The organism is Hamadaea sp. NPDC050747 (assembly GCF_040654195.1).
In the GTDB taxonomy this organism is placed as follows: Bacteria; Actinomycetota; Actinomycetes; order Mycobacteriales; family Micromonosporaceae; genus Hamadaea.
This window is the reverse complement of sequence record NZ_JBFAHM010000001.1, coordinates 464,026-482,767: the sequence shown is the minus strand read 5'-3', so window position 1 is coordinate 482,767 and position 18,742 is coordinate 464,026. Positions and strand designations below refer to the sequence as shown.

16 protein-coding genes are annotated in these 18,742 nt (G+C 68.3%); 10 read left to right on the top strand and 6 right to left on the bottom strand.

Features of this window, described 5'->3' with window-relative positions:
* On the bottom strand, nt 1–1,581 hold the full coding sequence (locus AB0H43_RS02280; RefSeq protein ID WP_359995106.1) for a hypothetical protein: 1,581 nt from the start codon (nt 1,579–1,581) through the stop codon (nt 1–3).
* 138 nt (nt 1,582–1,719) lie between these two features.
* Here AB0H43_RS02280 and AB0H43_RS02275 point away from each other — a divergent pair, with 138 nt between their 5' ends.
* The 4 genes from AB0H43_RS02275 to AB0H43_RS02260 all read left to right on the top strand — a co-directional run bounded on the left by AB0H43_RS02275 (nt 1,720) and on the right by AB0H43_RS02260 (nt 5,100).
* Entirely contained in the window at nt 1,720–2,247 is a 528-nt protein-coding gene (locus AB0H43_RS02275) for a hypothetical protein (RefSeq protein WP_359995104.1), read from the top strand.
* Nucleotides 2,248–2,308: 61 nt separating this feature from the next.
* A complete protein-coding gene (locus AB0H43_RS02270; protein WP_359995101.1) occupies nt 2,309–3,850 on the top strand; it encodes a sodium:proton antiporter in 1,542 nt (513 codons plus the stop codon).
* A gap of 37 nt (nt 3,851–3,887) precedes the next feature.
* Nucleotides 3,888–4,358, top strand: coding sequence for a SigE family RNA polymerase sigma factor (locus tag AB0H43_RS02265; protein ID WP_359995098.1), 471 nt, complete (start codon nt 3,888–3,890; stop codon nt 4,356–4,358).
* The gene (locus tag AB0H43_RS02260) at nt 4,351–5,100 is read left to right on the top strand and encodes a hypothetical protein (protein WP_359995096.1); all 750 of its coding nucleotides are present in this window, start codon (nt 4,351–4,353) and stop codon (nt 5,098–5,100) included. Before AB0H43_RS02265 ends, AB0H43_RS02260 begins: the two co-directional genes overlap by 8 nt.
* Nucleotides 5,101–5,197: 97 nt before the next feature.
* Here the strand turns inward: AB0H43_RS02260 and AB0H43_RS02255 are convergent, their stop codons facing one another.
* Nucleotides 5,198–5,677: an SRPBCC family protein gene (locus tag AB0H43_RS02255; RefSeq protein WP_359995094.1), complete on the bottom strand. Its 480-nt coding sequence runs from the start codon at nt 5,675–5,677 to the stop codon at nt 5,198–5,200.
* Nucleotides 5,678–5,760: 83 nt separating this feature from the next.
* On the opposite strand from AB0H43_RS02255, the gene AB0H43_RS02250 reads away from it, so the two are divergent.
* The 6 genes from AB0H43_RS02250 (at nt 5,761) to AB0H43_RS02225 (ending at nt 11,485) form a co-directional block, all read left to right on the top strand.
* A complete protein-coding gene (locus AB0H43_RS02250; protein WP_359995755.1) occupies nt 5,761–6,159 on the top strand; it encodes a YDG/SRA domain-containing protein in 399 nt (132 codons plus the stop codon).
* Complete coding sequence (locus AB0H43_RS02245; protein ID WP_359995091.1) at nt 6,083–6,703, top strand: YDG/SRA domain-containing protein; 621 nt, start codon at nt 6,083–6,085, stop codon at nt 6,701–6,703. The genes AB0H43_RS02250 and AB0H43_RS02245 overlap by 77 nt, the downstream gene beginning before the upstream one ends.
* Nucleotides 6,704–6,807: 104 nt before the next feature.
* Complete coding sequence (locus AB0H43_RS02240) at nt 6,808–9,522, top strand: FtsK/SpoIIIE domain-containing protein (protein WP_359995088.1); 2,715 nt, start codon at nt 6,808–6,810, stop codon at nt 9,520–9,522.
* Nucleotides 9,519–10,220, top strand: coding sequence for a hypothetical protein (locus tag AB0H43_RS02235; protein WP_359995085.1), 702 nt, complete (start codon nt 9,519–9,521; stop codon nt 10,218–10,220). The genes AB0H43_RS02240 and AB0H43_RS02235 overlap by 4 nt, the downstream gene beginning before the upstream one ends.
* A gap of 27 nt (nt 10,221–10,247) precedes the next feature.
* Complete coding sequence (locus AB0H43_RS02230) at nt 10,248–10,508, top strand: hypothetical protein (RefSeq protein WP_359995082.1); 261 nt, start codon at nt 10,248–10,250, stop codon at nt 10,506–10,508.
* 110 nt (nt 10,509–10,618) lie between these two features.
* Nucleotides 10,619–11,485, top strand: a complete 867-nt coding sequence (locus AB0H43_RS02225) for a hypothetical protein (RefSeq protein WP_359995079.1) — start codon at nt 10,619–10,621, stop codon at nt 11,483–11,485.
* Between the two features lie 3 nt (nt 11,486–11,488).
* Here the strand turns inward: AB0H43_RS02225 and folE are convergent, their stop codons facing one another.
* The 4 genes from folE to AB0H43_RS02205 form a co-directional block, all read right to left on the bottom strand.
* A complete protein-coding gene (gene folE, locus AB0H43_RS02220; RefSeq protein WP_359995078.1) occupies nt 11,489–12,163 on the bottom strand; it encodes a GTP cyclohydrolase I FolE in 675 nt (224 codons plus the stop codon).
* A gap of 14 nt (nt 12,164–12,177) precedes the next feature.
* The gene (gene ftsH / locus AB0H43_RS02215; protein ID WP_359995075.1) at nt 12,178–14,199 is read right to left on the bottom strand and encodes an ATP-dependent zinc metalloprotease FtsH; all 2,022 of its coding nucleotides are present in this window, start codon (nt 14,197–14,199) and stop codon (nt 12,178–12,180) included.
* 159 nt (nt 14,200–14,358) lie between these two features.
* Nucleotides 14,359–14,931 carry a hypoxanthine phosphoribosyltransferase gene (gene hpt, locus AB0H43_RS02210; protein WP_359995072.1) on the bottom strand — a complete coding sequence of 191 codons (573 nt, stop codon included), beginning with the start codon at nt 14,929–14,931 and terminating at the stop codon, nt 14,359–14,361.
* A gap of 224 nt (nt 14,932–15,155) precedes the next feature.
* Complete coding sequence (locus AB0H43_RS02205; protein WP_359995069.1) at nt 15,156–18,290, bottom strand: S8 family serine peptidase; 3,135 nt, start codon at nt 18,288–18,290, stop codon at nt 15,156–15,158.
* Nucleotides 18,291–18,742: the final 452 nt, after the last annotated feature.

Sequence of the window (18,742 nt, the reverse complement as noted above, 5' to 3'; positions counted from 1 at the left end):
TCACTGCGGGCCCTCGTTCCAGGGCAGCATGTATCGGTTGTACCAGTCCTCAAAGTCTTCGCGTATCCGCTGCTCGTCGTCGACTTCTTCGTCTTCTTCCAGAAAGAACGGCCCAGTTTCGCCAATTACAGGCGGCACGCCCTCCTCAACCTCCCATTGCTCTGTAGCCATCCGCTGTCGGCTTATGGCCCCAGGCGCGGCCGCCCCTCCCCCATACCCGCTCATTGGAACGCCCATCATTCCGGAAGGATTGGTACCGGATACGCCAGGCACCCGACTGCCGACGTTGGCGTTAGCCATGCCAGGTGTGGTGTAGGTGTTTCCTCGAATGGGCAGGAGCCGACCGTAAGCGCTTGTGCTTGAACTTGGAAGAACCCAGGCGCCACCGAACGGAGCCTCGGATATTAGGCCTGGTGGTACCGGCAAGGTAGATGGGGGTGTTCCGGGTGAAACGCCAATCGGCGTTGTGCCACTCGCGAGTCCGGGTCCTTCAGCGGGATTAACTCCGGGTGCTGGCGGCACGGGCCTAAGGCCGCCGGCGTGGCGACGGGCGCTGGCGCGGCGCTCCGGCGCCGACGAGGGATTACTCTCCGACGCTCCCGAAATTACCCTTGTTCCGTCAGGCCCCGAGCGATCCACCCAAGCCTCGTTTGGCCAGTAGATTTGCGTACGCAGGTCGGCAACTGTCGCATCCAGTTCCTTCATTACCTGCCGGCCCTGCTTATTGAGCGCCATCGCCGCAGGGTTCCAGTCGTTCGGCACGAAGTCGACGGTTACGGTCTGCCATCGGTCGTGGATCGGCGCGATCTTCGTGCGCGCGGTTGTTATCGCGGAGACTATGCCGTCCAACGTCTTCGCGGTGGTCTGTGCGCACAGGGCATCCTGCCAGACGGCCTTTGCGTGATCGTCAAGTTTGGTCTGGGCCTCTGCAGCGGTGATCGAGGCACCTGCTGGCCAGATCGAGGCCAGCTTCGGCCGTAGCTCAAGGATTCTGCGGTAGTGATTTTCCAGTGCCTGCCCGAGCAGTCGCAATGCCGACACTTGGCTCCATGCCTCGCCAAGATTGTCACGGAAGAGGATGTCCTTCATCCGCTGCACGTCGAAGGCTTTCCCCCAGGCGATTTCGGACGACTCCAGAACCGTCGCTGATGGAAGTGGTGGCGGCGTAAGGCTCGAGGTCACGCCGTCAGCGAGGGCGGTTGCTGATGCAGCCGTGGCTTCGTCGGAGTACTCACCCGAGCGACTCATCGTCGCAGTCGCCAGCGCGGCCGCGACCCCGTCCGCCGAGCGGTAGTTCTTCAGCACCTGCTCAACAGACGCCAATAGCGCCCGCGCGTTGGCAACGTGCGCGTGCAGGTTGCCAACGTAACGCGAGATCGCGCCGCTGAACGCGACGTTGCTGGCTTTCACGTGCCCTTGGACGTCGAGCGCAGCGAATCCGGTTCCGAACCGGGCGCCGCAGCCGACGCCGAGCGCCGCACGTTCTCCGTCGGGCACGAGGCCGACGTCCACATCGGAGCTGAGTTTGGTGAACAGGTCCGTCACCGCTTGCAGGTCGATCGCGATCCCGCGCATCGTCATCGATATCCCCCATCGCCGCAGGAGGCAGCGTAAACCGCTCAAGACATCGATGAAAGGGCCTGTGGATAACTCCAAGTACTCAGCTGGTCACACAGGCCGCCCTGGACAGATCGGACACCCGACGGGATAGTGGCGCGCATGACGCAGCCCGTGGCACAGCAGCAGCCAGTCGCGCAGCCGGTCGACTTGCGCGTACCGATCTCGGATGCGCTGGTGATGCTGGGCGGCGTACTGATTCTGGGCTTTTCGTTCGCTCCGTTCATGAGCTACCAGCCGGTTACTCGGAACAGCTCGGCGGTGGAGTATTCGGCGTGGGAGTGGACTGGCTTCCTCGCTCCACTGACGTGGTTCGTCGTAGTGGGCGGGCTATTGCTGCTCGCGCTCGGGCTGAGCCGGGCGCTCAACGGCGATCGGAGTCTGCTGACCTTCCGGACGAGCCAGTTGCAGCTGGTGGTGGCGGCGTACGCGGCTAGCGTCCTGATCGGATATGCGCTGGCGGAGAAGAGTTCGGAGACGGCGACGTCGGCCGAGTTCCTGGGCGCGCGGATTCAGGTCGGCGCCACGACTGCCGGCGAGTTCGGGTGGGGCGGCGTACTGATGTTGATCGGCGCTTTGGTCGCGGTCGTCGGGGCCGTCATGAACCTGCTGGCGAGAAGCCAGAGGTAGGCCCGGCGACACGCCGCCTGGCAGCCGGCTGGTGGCGTACGCGGGGGTGAGGATGATCGGCGTGGATCGTATCGAGCTGCTCATCCTCGCGGTCGGCGCGCTGGTCGTGGCGTTGCCCGTCGCGTCGAAGCTCGGGCTGCCCTATCCCGTGCTGCTGACCATGGTCGGCATCGCCGCGGCGCTGATCCCGGGCGTACCGGAGATCGAGATCAATCCGAACTTCGTGCTCCCCTTTCTCTTGCCGCCGCTGTTGTGGGCCGCCTCTACGCGTACAAGCTGGGCTCATATCCGCGCGAACCTGCGGCCGATCCTGACGCTGGCGGTGGCGCTGGTCGCGGTGAGCGCGTTCGCCGTGGCGGCGGTGTTGTCGAGCCTGTTGCCGCAGGTGCCGTGGGCGATCGCGTTCGCGCTGGGCGCGGCTTGCGCGCCGCCGGACCCAGTGGCCGCGACGAGTGTGGCCGGGAAGCTCGGCCTGCCGCACCGGATGGTGGCGGTGATCGAGGGCGAAGGGCTTGGCAATGACGCGACTGCGCTGACGCTTTTCAATACGGCCCTGGCCGCGGCGGCGGTGGGCGGGACCATCTCGTTCGGCAGCGCGGGCCGCGAGTTTCTCGCGGCGTCCGTGCTCGGCATCGGCGTCGGGCTGCTGTTGGCGCTGGTCGCGGGCAAGATTCTCGACTGGCTGACCGATCCGGTGCTCGCCGGCGCGTTCACCGTGGTCCTGCCGTTCGCGGCCTACGCCGCCGGCGAGGAGATCGGCGGTTCCGGGGTGCTCGCGGTGCTCGCCATGGGACTCGTCTTGGGGGGAGCTTTCTACCACATTCAGGATGCGGAGTCCCGGTTGGTGGGATCGGCGTTCTGGGCGACCTTGGATCTGCTGCTCACCTCGATCGCGTTCATCCTGATCGGACTGGAGCTGCGGCCCATCATCGACGATGCGGGAAACGACATCTGGCGCCAGATCATGATCGGGCTGGCGGTCGCCGCCGTTCTCATCGGCGTACGCATGGTGTGGCTGGTGGCGTCAGGCCTGTTCGCGCACCGTTTCCTGCGGAGCACGGTGCCGGGGAACTGGCGCGAGGCGATCATCCTCGGCTGGGCCGGCATGCGCGGCGTGGTCACGATCGCCGCCGCGTTGTCGCTGCCGGCCGCGACACCCGAACGCGGCACGCTCATCCTCATCGCGTTCGTCGTCGTCATGGTCACCCTGATCTTGCCCGGCATCACGCTTCCGTGGCTGGTCAAGCGTATCGGGGTCGCGACGGCCGACCCGGAGAGGGCGACTCGGGAGATCGCTGTTCGCGTGGTTGGCGCGATGAACGAACGGATCACCGAACTGCACGCCGACGGCGACCTCGACGACGAGAACGCCGAACGGTGGCGGCAGCGCGTACGGCGAATTGTGGCCATGGTCAGTCCAAACCCTGAGACGGAGAGTCTCATCGAGGAGCGCGCTCAGTTCCGGCACATGCGCGCGGTGAACCTCGAACTCCACGCCGCCGCGCAGGCCGAGGCGTTGCGGCTACGGGCCGACGAAGGCATCGACCCGGCCGCAGTCGATCGCATCTTGCGCATCATCGACCGGCAGATCGCCAACGCCTGACATGCAACCCCGCGTCGGGTCGGCGCGTATGTGATGCATGACCTGGAAGGCCGATTACTCCGAATACTTCGCCGCGCGGGCCGCTCCACTGCGCCGGCTCGGCTACGGCCTCAGCGGCGACTGGCATCTCGCCGAGGATCTCGTCCAGCACACCTTCCTACAGCTCTACCGGCATTGGCGGCGGCTCGATCCGAGCACGCTCGACGCCTACTCACGGCGGACGCTCGTCAACGCGTACCTGTCGCATCGGCGCAAGAAGCGCGAAACCGCGGTGGCCGACGTGCCGGACCGCGCTGCGGACCCGGTGCCTGACCTGGACCTAGACGTCCGCGCGGCGCTCGACGCGCTGCCACCCCGTCAACGCGCGCTCGTGGTGCTACGGCACCTCGAGGACATATCGGTCGCCGAGGCCGCGGACCTGCTCGGCATCGCGGAAGGAACGGTCAAAAGCCAGACCGCGCACGGCCTGGCCAAACTTCGGTCACTCTTCGGAGATTCCCATGGATGATCTTCTGGTACGCGAAAAGCTGCGCACGTATGTCGTCGAGAACGAACCACCGTTGACGCTCACCTCGGCCGGCCTGCTAGCGCAGGGGGCACGGCGGCGACTGTTCCGCCTCAGCGCCTTCTCCGCAGTCGCCCTGGTGGCTTTGTCATTCGCCGGCTTCCTGCTGCCGTCGAACGAGCCGCGAACGGTGCTCTCCGGCGAGGCGCCCTGCCTGGCCCGGGTACCGCTCGTATCTGATGTGACGCCCGACATCACGGCCGACCCGTTGGCCGCCAGTTCTCCCCTCCTGCCGACGGATCCCGCCTTGGCGGAGCGCGTCTCCTGCTACCTCGTCGACGCCGTTCCCGCACTTCTGCCCGGCGTACGCTATCTGCCGTCGACGTGGCGTGCCGCCGCGCCGTTCCAGACCGTCGGCTTGTCAGATCAGTTGTTGTCCAGCGCGCGTACGCCCACCGGCAGCCTGAACGTGACAATCAGCCGATCCTCTACGTCGCCTCCGCGGTTCGACTCCACCGTCTCGTTGCCCGACGGTCGCGAGGTGATGATCGAGTCTCATCGCGACCTGCTCGGACCCGGGTCCCGCGTCCTCATGGTGCTCTTCCAGACGGGCGCGACGCTGATCACCGCCAGCGCGGACAACTACCGCACCCTGCGGCCGCCCACGTTCGGCGGCGACCCGATCCTCACGCAGGCGCAACTCATCCAGCTCGTCACCGCCCCATCGCTCGCCATCTACGGCTGACCGCTCGCTTGGCTTCGGCTATGGATTCGGGATGCATGATCCACAGCCCGATCGGTGTCGCATTTCAGCGCCGCAGCGACACTTTTCGGGCTGTGGGTCATCGTTCTTGGACCGCGGCGAGGACGACCGGATCCCCGCAGCCCTTCCGGAACCCGGCGATCCGCCGGTCGATGTCGCGCTGCAGCAGCCACCGGCCGACCCACTCCGCGATCGGGCGGATCAGCCGCGGCCGGCAGCGAAAGTTGTACCGCCAAGTCGCGACACTATGCCCGGGCTCGTCGGCCGGACTGAACCGCCAGCCGCCGCCCATCATCTCGAAAAACCACGGCCCCTCGACCATCTTCATGCCGACATTGCTGGGCGGGTTGTAGGAGACATACTCGCTGACCATCGTGAACCCATGCCGCGACCGGGTGAACGTCCTGACCCCCTTGGCCGGCTTCCTGGCGCCGTCGAGGAAGTGCTGCTCGCGTACGAACGGATCCCAGCGATAGCGGATCTCGCCCGTGGTCTGCGAGACCGCGTACGCGACCTCGGGCGGGACGGGGACGATGAGGGAGGCTTCGACGACCGGCACACCCCTATCCTCGCCTAGCCGACAATGGCGCCGCATTTGCTGGTCGGGATGACCCGCGCAAGCGGACATTAGCCAGTTTGGAAATGCCGTACTTGTACGCCACCATCATTCGTATGCCTGCCCCCTCGGCCCAGCGTTACGGACCCATTCCAGGCGTTGACCTGCTGGCGACGTTCAAGTCTCGCCGCGAGGTATACGCGGCTGGTCTGCATCGGGCGTTGCAGGCGGGAATCGTTGGCGATCCAGGACTCGGCGCCGAGTCCATTGTCATGTCGGGCGGCTACCCGGACGATGAGGACCGGGGATACGAGGTCAAGTACACCGGCCACGGCGGGCAGCTCAACGGGCGACAAGTACAGGACCAGGGTCCAGCTGACCGTGGGAACGCCGCGTTGATCATGAGTATTGCGACCCGGCCGGCCGGTTCGGCTGATCCGTGGCCGGCACCGCAAGTCACGCTTCGCACCTTCCGCTGGCTTTAGATACGACGGCCTGTACAAGGTGACCGATCATTGGCGTGCGAAGGGGCAAGCAGGCTTCGTCATGTGCTTCTACTCTCTGGAGTTTGTCAATCCAGATGATCAGCTAACGGTCGACCTTGCCACGTTGACTGACTTCATCAGAGATCCCAAGCAAGCCAGCCCCAAGGGCAACGTCGCGCCCGTCCGTGGCATGCGCTCCGTGGTCGGCTGGATTCGCGACACGAAAGTGACCAGCTGGGTCAAGTTGCAGCACCGACACACGTGCCAGATCTGTCGGACGAGGATCGTCCTCCGGGGCAAGCCTCATGCACATGGCGCTCACATCGATCCCATCGCTCATGGTGGGCCGGATGTGCCAGAAAATGTGCTGTGCTTGTGCCCTAACTGCCACGTCCAGTTTGACGCGGACGAAATCCGCATCGATCCGGATCTGAACGTTCGAGGCGGCCTCATCGCCGTCGCAAAGCGCCTCAACACGGTTGAGGCGCACACAATCGATCCGATTCGACTCGAGATCCACGACGAGCTCCACTTCCCGCATTAGTCGGAGTCTCCGCTCACGATCGAGATCGGCCGCGCGGCGTGACACGCCGATGTCCGCCTCGTGCGCTACCGTCTTGGCCGGAAGCAGATGGGAGGCGGTCTGGCGTGGCGGAGGCGAGCGCACCTCTCGATCAGGCGGCCGGCTTGCACCGGCACGCGGCGGCGGTTGTCGCGGCGGCGGCTGGTGCGTTGGACACCTATCTGCCGTTGCCGCGGACGGATATCGCCGAGCAGCATGAGTTGGCGGAGCGGCTGCGTTCGGCGGCGCATAGTCTGGCCCCGAGTTGGTTGGGGCAGCCGCTGGACGCTCTGCCGGCCAGTACGCCGCTGGGCGGTCAGCGTCGTCCGGAGTATGTGCGGGTGGGGACGGCGCAGCCGTTGGACGATGCCCGGTTCCCGTTGATTGTGCCGTTGTTGGGCGTGGGGCATTTGGCGTTCTCGGCCGATGCTCGGGACGCTCGGGTGACGGGGGCGATCCGGAGCATCGTGGTTCGGTTGCTTGCTACCGCGCCGTCCGGGACGTTGATCGTGCGGGCGGTGGATGGGCACGGGCACGTGTTCGGGCCGTTCGCGGCGCTGTCGGAGACTGGTCTGCTGCCGGAGCCGGCGACGGATCGGGAGGGCTTGCGGGCGGTGCTCGCCGAGGCGGAGCACTGGGTACGCCCCAGCCGCCCGGATCAGGAGCGTAAGGCGAAACCGAGGCGTCGCGACCGGAGCATGTTGCTGGTGATCGCCGGGCTGCCGGCGTTGGCCGACGCGTCGGACTTGGCCCGGATCGTCGACCTCGCCAAGCGGGGTCCGGCGCATGGGCTGCACATGGTGGTGGCCGGGTGGCCGCCAGCACCGTTGACGCCGGAGACGACGCAGGATCGGCTGCCGTTGGCGACCGAGATCTCCGTACGCAATCCGCATGTGCTCGTCGGCAATCCGCCGGGGGCGTCGTTGAGCCGGAGCCGGGAGCCGTTCAACGTTCCCGTCTATCTCGACCCCGATCCGCCGTTGGAGCTGATCGACCGCGTGTGTCAGGAGTTGGGGTCGCAGTTCGCCCAGCAGGGCTCGGTGCATTTGCTGGATCTGCTGCCGGATCCGGATCACGGCTGGTGGGCGGAGTCGTCGGCGGGCGGTCTGAGCGTGACGGTGGGCATCTCCGGGGAGACGCCGATCAGTCTGCACTTCGCCGATCTGACCCCGCACTGGCTCGTCGGTGGCCGGTCGGGTGGCGGGAAGACGGCGTTCCTCATCGACGTCCTCTACGGATTATGTACGCGGTACGACCCGGAGGAGCTGGCCCTCTACCTGCTGGACTTCAAGGAGGGCGTGTCGTTCTCCGAGTTCATCCCGACGCCTCGGGACGCGAGTTGGCTGCCGCACGCGCGCGCGGTCGGGGTCGAGAGCGATCGCACATACGGGTTGGCCGTGCTGCGGGAGCTGGACGCGGAGATGACGCGGCGGGCCGAGATGTTCAAGGCCAACGGCGTATCGCGTTATGTGGACCTGCGGAACCTTGGTGAGACGCTGCCCCGGATCGTCTGTGTGATCGACGAGTTCCAGGTGCTGCTGGCCGGGACCGACCGGATCGCCACCGAGGCGGTGGCGCTGCTCGAATCGGTCGCCCGCAAGGGGCGGTCGTTCGGCATACATCTGATTCTGGCGAGCCAGACCGTGCGGGGCATCGAGGCGCTCTACGCCAAGCGCGACTCCATCTTCGGCCAGTTCCCCGTACGCGTGGCGCTGCCGGGCGGCGCGGACGTGCTCGAACCGACGAACGAGTCGGCGGCGACGTTGCAGTTGGGCACGGCGATCGTGAACACCGCGGGCGGCCTCGGCGGGCCGCGGGGTTCCCGGCGGGCCCACGAGAAGCTCGTCCGGTTCCCCGATCCGCACGCCGACCAGCAGATCCTGACAGCGTTGCGGCAACGGCTGTGGCAGGCCCGCGACGAGCACGACGAGCCGCCGGTGGTCTTCTCCGGATACGCCGAGCAGCATCTCGACAACGATCCGCTGTACCAGGCGCTGAAGGAGACCCAGACCGAGACGACGAAGGCGGCTCTGCTGGGGCGGCAGGTCGACGTGAACATGACGACCGTCGCGTTCCCGTTCGACGCGACGCCCGGCCGGCATCTGGCCGTCCTGGGGCCGTCGGCCGAGGGCGCCGACATCCTGGTCGCGGCGGTTCGGTCCCTGGCCGCCCAGCATCGGCCGGGCTCGGTCCGGTTCGTCCTGGCGCCGATGATCCCGCAGAGCGTGGCCGCCGTCGAGGCGCTGCGGGCTGAGCTGCAGAGCCAAGGCCACGACGCGATCACCACCGAGAAGGCCGACATCCCGGAAACCGTGGCACGCGTCAACGCGTATCTCGTGGTCTGGGGGATGGAGACGGCCGGGAGCGAGGCGCGGACGCTGATCCGCGAGGACCCGGGCCGAGGCTTGCACCTGCTGGGCTGGTGGCGGCAGCTGCGCCGGTTCTCCGAGGACGTCGGGTTCTCCACGGGCCGGGAGGATGTGGCCGGGTTGGTGTTCTTGAACGTGCCGGGGCCTGAGGTGGCGTTGATGCTGGGCGAGTCGATCCAGTGGGAGCCGCGGCCGGGCCGCGCGCTGGTCCACGACCGGCACACGGGCCTGACCGCCGTGATGGTGCCCTTCACGACCCCCCGCGAGCAAACGAGCGAAGCGACGCCCCGCGGGCAAGCGACCCCCCGCGAACAAGCGAGCGAAGCGACGCCCCGCGAACAAGCAGCGCCCCCCGGACAAGCGACGCCCCGTGAACAAGCCGGGTCCTACGAACAGACAGCGCCGCGCGGGCGATCGGCGGCCGGCCAATGAGCGACGACAGCGCGGGCATGAGCGACGACGACCCGGCGGCGGAGAGCGGCGGACGGGCGGCGGGCGACGGCGGTCGGCAGCTGACCGGGGTCTGGCAGGAGTACCTGGAGGCGGCCGAGCGCCTGGACGCGGTTCGCCGTGAGGCGGCCGCAGGTGTCGCGGCGGAGCAGTCGGCGGTGCGTGCGGCACGGGAGGAGTTGCCGCCGATCCGCGCGCGGCTCGCGTTGCAGCAGCAGCGGATGGCCGAGATGGCGACGGTGAGCGGTCGCCCGATGCCGGTGCTGGTGCCGAGCCCGGCGGAGACGGCGAGCGCGGAGCGGGCCGTCACGGGCGGTCCGGCCGTGGTGCTGGCGGCGCTGCGGCAGGCGATGTCGACTGTGGACGTCGCGGACGGCGCGTTGGCGCAGGCGCCCACGCGGCCGCCGTCGGCGACCACGCGGAACCTCGGGGTCTACGGTGGTCTCGCCGCGGTGGCGCTGCTGGCGCAGATCGTGTTCGTGCTGCTCGTGGACGAGCGGACGCGCCCGCTCTACGCCGGGTGCACCGGCTTCCTGCTGGGGTTCGGCGCGTTCGGCATCGGCTGGATCGTCACCGGCGTCGTCAGCCGGACGAGGACGGCCGCGGTGGGGCTGGCCGTGGTCGCGTTGCCGCTGCTCCTGTCGACCGCGGTCTTCACGCTTCTCTGGATCACCCGGTGACATCTCTCTGGATCGTGAGGTAGGTCGATGAGCAGCGTCGAGGACGTCAAGGTGCGGGTGGCGGCCACGGTGTCGCAGACGGGCGAGGCGCTGATCCGGCTGCGGGCGGTCGGGCAGACCTTCGACGAGGCACTCATGATGCTCCGGCTGACCGCCGCCGGGACAGTCTCCCCCACGCTCATCGACGCGATCAGCAAGCTGGAACAGGCCCGGGAGCGGCTCAACGAGGCGCATACCCTGGCCACGGGGGCCATCGGCGACGCGGACGCGTGGCGGGCCACCGCATAACAGATCCACAAAGGTCCCGCAACGCCGTCCACACCCCTCCGCCGATCACGCGCGGCCCGTTGTCCACAGGCATTGAGCCAGCCGTACGCGGGACGCGAATGTTCTCTGTCATGGAGGAACTGCTTGACCGCCCCGCCGAACTCAGCTTCACGGTGTTCCGGGGCAGCGCCGCCGTCGCCGAGGGGCTGCTGACCACCGACCAACTGCGTACCAAGGAGTGGCGGCGCGTCCGCCGCGACATCTACGTCGACTCGCGCGTACTGCTCGACCACGGGGTCGACTGTCACGCCGCCGCCCTCGTCCTGCCCGGCCGGGCCTGCTTCTCGCATACGTCGGCGGCATGGCTGCACGGCGTCGACCTCGCTGCCGACTACGGGGATCCGGTGCACGTCACGGTTCCGCCGCCGGCCAAGCCGGGCGGCTGGTCCGCGGTCAAGGTGCACCAGACCGCCCTCGACCCGCCCGACGTCGACGTGCTCGACGGGCTCATGGTCACGTCGCCCCGGCGTACCGCATGGGACCTGGCCGCGTCGCTTTCGCTGGAACAGGCCATCCCCACCCTCGACGGGCTGCTCGCGCGGGCGCTGGTCACTCCCGACGAGCTTCAGGCGTACGCAGAGAGCCGAACCGGCGTCCGCGGGTATCGGAAGGCAGAGCACGCCTTCCAGCTGGCGGACGGGCGTTCCAGGGACGCCGACGCATCCCGGCTCCGGCTGGCCGTCCTGCAACAGGGGCTGCCCCGGCCGATCCCGCATTACACAGTGGAAGGTCCCCGCGGCGTGCTGCTGCAGCCCGAACTCGGCTGGCCCCGGTTCCGGGTGGCGCTGGTCTTCTCGCGACCAGGTGACGGCGGTGAGGGCTATGAGGAGGCGGACTGGCGCGTCCTGCGGGTCCACCGGTATCGCGTCGACCGCGAACAGGCGACCATCGTCCGGGAGCTGCGAGCGGTGCTGCTGGCTCGGGGCTGGTGCCCCTGACGGCTACCGGCCGCTGATGAGGGTCAGCGCCTCGGTGCGGGTCTTCGAGTCCGAGCGGAGGATGCCGCGCACCGCACTCGTCACCGTACGCGCGCCGGCCTTCCGGATGCCACGCATCTCCATGCACATGTGCTCGCACTCGAGCACCACGATCACGCCGCGCGCCCCGAGCTGGCTTTCCAGCAGGTCGGCGATCTGCGAGGTGAGGCGCTCCTGGACCTGCGGACGGCGGGCGTAGACCTCGACCAGGCGGGCCAGTTTGGACAGTCCGGTGATCCGGCCGTCCTCGTTCGGGATGTAGCCGATGTGGGCCACGCCCCGGAAAGGCAGCAGATGGTGTTCGCAGAGGCTGAAGACCTCGATGTCGCGCACGAGGACCATCTCCTCGTGATCGGCCTCGAACGTGGTCCGCAGCACCCGCCGCGGATCCACCCGAAGGCCGGCGAAGAGTTCGGCGTACGCCCGGGCCACCCGCTCAGGTGTCTTGACCAGGCCGTCCCGATCGGGATCCTCGCCGACGGCGATCAGGATCTCGCGTACGGCGCGCTCGATGCGCTCGAGGTCGACGGCCTTCTCGACGGGGCCGCCGTTGATGGACCCGTCGACCAGGCGGGCAGCGAGCAGGTCCAGTTCGGAAGCGGTGACCCCGGAACCCGCGTCAACGGGGTCCGGGGTCACCGGGGTGCTGCTGTTCAGTTCGACCCCTCGATCAGGGTCGCGCCGTCGGTCACCGACTGCGGGCCGCCGGTCGCGGCCGCGGAACCGGCCGAGGCCGAACCGGCCGCCGCGCGCTCCGCAGCGGTCTGCACCGGCGGCAGGTCGGACGGCGTACGCTTCCCGAACCCGTTGAACGGGGCCATCGGCGGACGCTTGGTGACCCGGGCGCAGATCCGGTTCATGTCGGCCGTCGAGAGGGTCTCCTTCTCGATCAGCTCCAGCACGATGTTGTCGAGCACGTCGCGGTACTCCACGAGCACCGCGTACGCCTCGTCGTGCGCCAGCTCGATCAGCGCCCGAACCTCGGCGTCGATCTCGGCCGCGATCGAGTCGGAGTAGTCCTTCTCGTGACCGTAGCTGCGTCCCAGGAACGGCTCGTCGCCGCTGGTGCCGTACTTGACCGCACCGAGCTTGGAGCTCATGCCGTACTGGGTGACCATGGCCCGCGCGATCGCCGACGCCTTCTCGATGTCGTTGCCGGCGCCGGTGGTGGGCTCGTGGAAGACGAGCTCCTCGGCGGCCCGGCCACCCAGCGCGTATGCCAGGGTGTCGATCATCTCGGCCCGCGTCTGCGTGTACTTGTCCTCGGTCGGCAGGACCAGCGTGTGCCCGAGCGACCGCCCGCGCGACAGGATGGTGACCTTGTGGACCGGGGCCGAGTGCGGCATCGCGTGCGCCACCAGGGCGTGGCCGCCCTCGTGGTAGGCCGTGATCTTCTTCTCGTGGTCGGACATGACCCGAGTACGCCGCTGCGGGCCGGCGACGACGCGGTCGATCGACTCCTCGAGGTAGTCGTTGGTGATCGCCCGCTTGTCGTTGCGGGCGGTCAACAGCGCCGACTCGTTGATCACGTTCGCGAGATCCGCGCCGGTGAAGCCCGGCGTACGCCGAGCCACCGCATCGAGGTCGACGTCGGGCGTGAACGGCTTGCCCTTGGCGTGGACCCGGAGGATCGCCTTGCGGCCCTCCATGTCCGGCGTGTCGACGGCGATCTGCCGGTCGAACCGGCCCGGGCGCAGCAGCGCCGGGTCGAGGATGTCCGGCCGGTTGGTCGCGGCGATCAGGATGACGCCGCCCTTCGCGTCGAAGCCGTCCATCTCGACGAGCAGCTGGTTCAGCGTCTGCTCCCGCTCGTCGTGGCCACCGCCGAGGCCGGCGCCACGGTGGCGGCCCACGGCGTCGATCTCGTCGACGAAGACGATCGCCGGAGCGTTCGACTTCGCCTGCTCGAAGAGATCACGTACGCGGGACGCACCGACGCCGACGAACATCTCGACGAAGTCCGAGCCGGAGATCGAGTAGAACGGGACCCCCGCCTCGCCGGCGACCGCCCGGGCGAGCAGCGTCTTACCGGTTCCGGGCGGGCCGAAGAGCAGGACGCCCTTCGGGATCTTGGCGCCGAGTGCCTGGTACTTCGAGGGATTCTGCAGGAAGTCCTTGATCTCGTGCAGTTCCTCGACGGCTTCCTCGGCCCCCGCCACGTCGGCGAAGGTGGTCTTCGGCATGTCCTTGCTGACCAGTTTGGCCTTGGACTTGCCGAAGTTGAGCACTCGCGAGCCGCCGCCCTGCATCTGCGACATCATGATGAAGAAGAACAGGACGATGAGCAGCAGCGGTGCGAAGGAGAAGATCAGCGAGGTGATCCAGGAGTCCTGGGTGACCTCGGTGTTGTAGCTCCCGCCGTCGGCGAGGTTCGCGTTCCGGACCTGGTCGAAGATGTAATCGGCGCTCTGCGCGGGATACTCGGCCTGGATCTTGTCGGTCTCGACGCTGCCGAACTTGGCCTTGTTGGCCAGCTCGAGCTGAATCGTCTGCTCCTTGTCCTGAATCAGGACCTTCTTGACGTTGTCCGGCTTGTTGAGCTCTGCGAGCGCGACCGAGGTATCGACGTCGCGGTAGGTCCCCGAGCTGCTGTAGGTCGCGAAGAACACCGCGATCGCGGCCGCGACGAGCACGAACCAGAACCACGGGCGCTTATAAAAGGGGAGTCGCTCCATACCGTTGTTGTCGGGTGCGGCGCACCCGAAACCTCCCGATCGATACGTAGGCCGTCAGGTCACTTGACGGTACACCGTAGATGTCACAGTTGCCGCAACAGCGCGCCCCTGTGAACACCCTGAGAGACGACGGGCCTACGCCTCGTAGACCCGTAACCGCTATCTCTGGTATACCTCGGGCTTCAGAACTCCGACATATGGCATGTCACGGTAGCGCTCCGCATAGTCCAGGCCGTAACCGACCACGAACTCGCTCGGGATGTCGAACCCGACATACTTCACCGGGACCGGCACCTTGATCGCGTCGGGCTTGCGCAGCAGCGCCACCACGTCCACGCTCGCGGCGGACCGCGACTCGAGGTACTTCAGCAGCCAACTCAGGGTCAGCCCGGAGTCGACGATGTCCTCGACCACGATCACGCGCTTGCCGGCGATGTCCCGGTCGAGGTCTTTCAGAATGCGGACCACGCCGCTGGACGTGGTCCCCTGGCCGTACGACGAGACCGCCATGAACTCCAGCTCGGCGGGTGGGCCATAGCGGCTCAGCGCCCGGGCGAAGTCGGCCATGAACATGATCGCGCCCTTGAGCACGCAGACCAGCAGGACGCTGTCCGCTTGCGCGTAGTCCGCGGCGACCTGTTTGGCCAGCTCATCGGTCTTGGCGCGGATGTCGTCCTCGGAGACGATCACGCGGTCGATGTCGTTGTCATACCACCCGGGCAGATCAGCCATGCCTTACAGCCTATCGAGCCCGGATGGCCGCCAAGCAGTGACGCTGCACCCTTTCCCAGCAGGACCCGGCCTCCTTCCCGGCCGGACTTTGGCGGCGCTGATCATGGCCCGCCGGGATCGATCATGAACCTAGGTACGCGACACGCCGGGCGATCATGGCCGGTAGTTCATGATCGCGCGGAAAAGCGCGCGGAAAGTCGCGCGGGAAGGGACGGCGGGGCAGGTCAGTGCGGGGAGAGCGGAGTGTGGAGGACGGTCGTGCCGGGGACCGTGGACGAGGTCATCGAGGTCGTGACGGATCCCGAGCCTCCCGAGAGCGTGACCGAGTAGGTCAGCGACCCGCCCGGCTTACCGGCGGTCGTCGGCACCGACAGGTCGCCGGTCGGCAGCCCGGTACGCGCAGCCCCGGCGGCCCCCGCCACGTTCTCCGCGCCGACGAGGTACTTCAGGCCGCCGGGCGGGGCCTTCGGCAGCGCCGACGGGTCGTAGGCGTACCGGATGTTGTTCGCTGAAGGCGAAACTCCGGAGACCGGCAGCCACGCCTGGAAGCGTCGCGCCGAGGACGTCCCGAAGACCGTCATGTCCCAGTCCACGACGATCCAGCGGGCTCCGTCGCGGTCCACCACGTCGACTCGTACGCCGTCGGAGGACGAGCCGTCGAGGTCCGTCCAGAACGGAGCGAGCACGTTGTTGGGACGCTTCGGATCCGGCAGCCCGTTGGGCTCGGGGGTCACATCCTGGCCGGTCCCGCCGCCGACGACCAGGTAGCCGTCGGAGGTCACCCCGATCCGGGTGTACGCCTGGCCGGCGTACTGGAACCTCGGGGTGTCGTAGTTGATGATCTCCTCGTCGCCGATCGGGTCGGCGGCCACGTCAGGGCGCTGGTAGTACGACCCCGAGGCGGCGGCCAGCGACGGCTTGCCCGGCGTGATCCCGGCGAGGGTCACCTTCGAGCGTCCGATCGTGTCCAGCGACGTACGCGACGCCCCGGTGACCTGGCCGACGGCGGCTCCGGAGGGAAAGCGTGACGTCATCGAGACGCGTGCTTCGGCGTACCCCTTGTTCGTCGCGGTGAAGGAGCACGACGAGCCCGCGCACTTCGCGGTGAGCGCGACCGAGCCCTGCTGCGGGACGAACGCGACCGGCAGGTGCAGCGTGGGGACCGAACCGCCGACGGGCTCGAGCCGGACCTCGCCGAAGAGCTGGCGCTTGGGCGCCCACGACGCGATGCCGACGGCGAACCGCCCGACGGCGCCGGGCGCGAGGGTCAGCGTCGGCGGATCGACGGTGATCGCGGACTTGGCCGGCGACGTGCTGGTCAGCCGGTAGGTCTGCAGGTGACCGGAGACGTTCTGGACGGTCCGGATCGTCGTGAGGCGACCCGGCATGACCGGCGCGTTGATCGACGGCGTGTTCAGGTGCACCGCGTCGACCGGGTCCGCGGCCAGCTTCGCCATCCGTTCGGCGCTCTCGTCGAAGGTGAGGCCGGGGTTGGTGGCGATGTCGACCGCGATGCGGCCCGCGCCGAAGTCGAACGGGTCGGCCGGCGTCTTCAGGTCCTCCTTGACGACCCTGGTGACGGCCGTGGTCATGAGCGCCGACTTGATCTGACCAGGGGTCCAGCTCGGGTGCGCGGCCCGCAGCAGGATGCCCGCGCCCGCGACGTGCGGCCCGGACATCGACGTGCCCGCGATCGCCTGGAAGTACTGCCCGGCCGGGCCGCCGGTCGGATCCTCGGGCGTCGGCGTGGTGCCGGCCAGGATCTGCACGCCGGGCGCGGTCACGTCCGGCTTCAGCGCGAGCCCGCCGGGCCCGCGCGAGGAGAACGCCGCCATCACGTCGCCCCGCCCGGTCGTGGCGCGCCCCGAGGTGAAGCTCGCCGTCACGCTTTTGTTCTTCAGGTACGCCAGAAGCTGCGCACCGGCAGCGAGATGCACGGTGGGCAGCCAGTGGTTGTCCGTCTCGGTGTCGGAAAGCGTGGGGTTGTAGAGCAGCATCCCGAGCCCGCCGCCCTGCTTGACGAAGTAGCCCTTCTCGACGCGCGCGTTCTCGCCGCGCTCGCAGACGACGATCTTGCCCTGGAAGAGGTTCTTCTTCGGCTTGGTCAGGCAGCGCGCGCCGCCGTCGTACCCCTTGACGTCCAAGGCCTGCACGACAGGGGTCGCGGTGGAGATCCCGGCGGTGATGCTGGAGCCGGTCAGCGTCAGGTCCTTCGCGCCCGGGGCCTTCAACGTGATCGTCGAGTCGAACTCACGGCGCTGCGTACTCGCCGCCACCGTGGTGACCCAAGGCGAGAGGTGGTTCACCGTCTCGGCGTCCGGGCCCTCGTTGCCCGCCGACGCGGCGACGAACACGCCCGCGGCGTACGCGTCGAGGAAGGCCAGCTCGACCGGGTCGGTCTCGGGGTCGGTCCCGCCGGAGATGGAGAAGTTGATGACGCGTACGCCGTCCTTGACGGCCTGCGCGACGGCGGCGGCGGAGTCGGACGAGAAACAGCCCTCAGCCCCGCAGACCTTGTAGACACTGACCCAGGCACCCGGCGCGACGCCGCGCAGCGGACCGCGTTCGACCCCGAACACCTTGGCGCTGCTCAGGACGTCACCGGCCGAAGTCGACGCGGTGTGCGTACCGTGGCCGTCGCTGTCCCGGGCGGACGTGTACTTCTCCTTGCCGTGGGTCTTCAGGTAGGCGTCCAGGAACGGCTGCCCGCCGATGAGCTTGTGGTTGCACCGGAACTTCACGCCGGTCAACGGGTTCGTGCCGAAGTCGCAGACCCGCGCCTTGCCGTCGGCCTTCGCCGGTGGCGCGGACAGGGTGCCGTGATCGGCGAAGGACGGATGCTCCGGCCACGCGCCCGTGTCGAGCACCCCGAAGATCACGCCCTCACCCGCGTCGGCCGGGCCGCCGAGGGCACGCTGGACGGTGTCGGCCCCGATGAACTGGGTGCTGGCGTCGGTCAGCGGCTGGCGTACCTCGTCGCGCTGCACCGCCCCGACACCGGGGATCTTGAGCAGATCGCCGACCCGGTTCGCCGGGACGGTCAACGCCAGTCCCCCGTAGACGGTGCGCAGACCCTGGCCCAGGCGTACGCCGGGCACCCGTGCGGCCGCCTTGCCGAAGACGTCCTCCTGCTGCGCCAGGAACCGCTCGTACGCCTGCTCGGCGGGACCGCCCCACAGCGGCCGCCCGGTGACCGCCGGACTCGTCGCCGCGAACCCCGGTACGCCGCCCCGATAGGTCGCCACGGGATCGTGAGCCAGCTTCACGAGCACGCTCACCTGAGCGGCGTCCGTACGCCCCAGCAGCGAGCGGTCGGTACGCGCGATCGCACTCGTCTTCGCGGCCGTGTAGCGCGACACCAGACTGACTCGTTGTTCCTGCGTCGCCCCTGTCGCTTGAGTCGCCCCTGTCGCGTGCGCCGCCGCGTTCGCGAGGGCCGGGATGGATACGACAACTAGTGCAAGTGGCAACAAAAGCCGCGAAAACATACGCAGATCTTGCCGCAGTTCGGCCGCGCGACCCCGCCGACACTTCGACCTGTCGCCTAGCCGTCACCCGGCTCGCCGCCCCTCCCCCCGTACGCGCCGGCTCCCCACAGCGCCGGCTCCCCACAGCGCCGGCTCCCCACAGCGCCGGCTCCCCCCGGCGCCGGCTCCCCCACGGCGCTAGCTGCCTCACGGCGCTAGCTGCCTCACGGCGCTAGCTGCCTCACGGCGCTAGCTGCCTCACGGCGCTGGATCAGGGTTCTCGGTCGAATCTTGGGGGGTAGTTAGTCCGAGAAAACAGATAAAGAGGGAAACCGAGGGGGGAT

Excerpts from the sequence above, each read along its gene's own strand:
- AB0H43_RS02265 (WP_359995098.1), top strand. The coding sequence starts at position 3,888 with ATGACCTGGAAGGCCGATTACTCCGAATACTTCGCCGCGCGGGCCGCT.
- AB0H43_RS02225 (WP_359995079.1), top strand. The coding sequence starts at position 10,619 with ATGGAGGAACTGCTTGACCGCCCCGCCGAACTCAGCTTCACGGTGTTC.
- AB0H43_RS02280 (WP_359995106.1), bottom strand. The coding sequence starts at position 1,581 with ATGACGATGCGCGGGATCGCGATCGACCTGCAAGCGGTGACGGACCTG.
- AB0H43_RS02250 (WP_359995755.1), top strand. The coding sequence starts at position 5,761 with ATGCCGTACTTGTACGCCACCATCATTCGTATGCCTGCCCCCTCGGCC.
- AB0H43_RS02275 (WP_359995104.1), top strand. The coding sequence starts at position 1,720 with ATGACGCAGCCCGTGGCACAGCAGCAGCCAGTCGCGCAGCCGGTCGAC.
- AB0H43_RS02230 (WP_359995082.1), top strand. The coding sequence starts at position 10,248 with ATGAGCAGCGTCGAGGACGTCAAGGTGCGGGTGGCGGCCACGGTGTCG.
- hpt (WP_359995072.1), bottom strand. The coding sequence starts at position 14,931 with ATGGCTGATCTGCCCGGGTGGTATGACAACGACATCGACCGCGTGATC.
- ftsH (WP_359995075.1), bottom strand. The coding sequence starts at position 14,199 with ATGGAGCGACTCCCCTTTTATAAGCGCCCGTGGTTCTGGTTCGTGCTC.
- AB0H43_RS02260 (WP_359995096.1), top strand. The coding sequence starts at position 4,351 with ATGGATGATCTTCTGGTACGCGAAAAGCTGCGCACGTATGTCGTCGAG.
- AB0H43_RS02235 (WP_359995085.1), top strand. The coding sequence starts at position 9,519 with ATGAGCGACGACAGCGCGGGCATGAGCGACGACGACCCGGCGGCGGAG.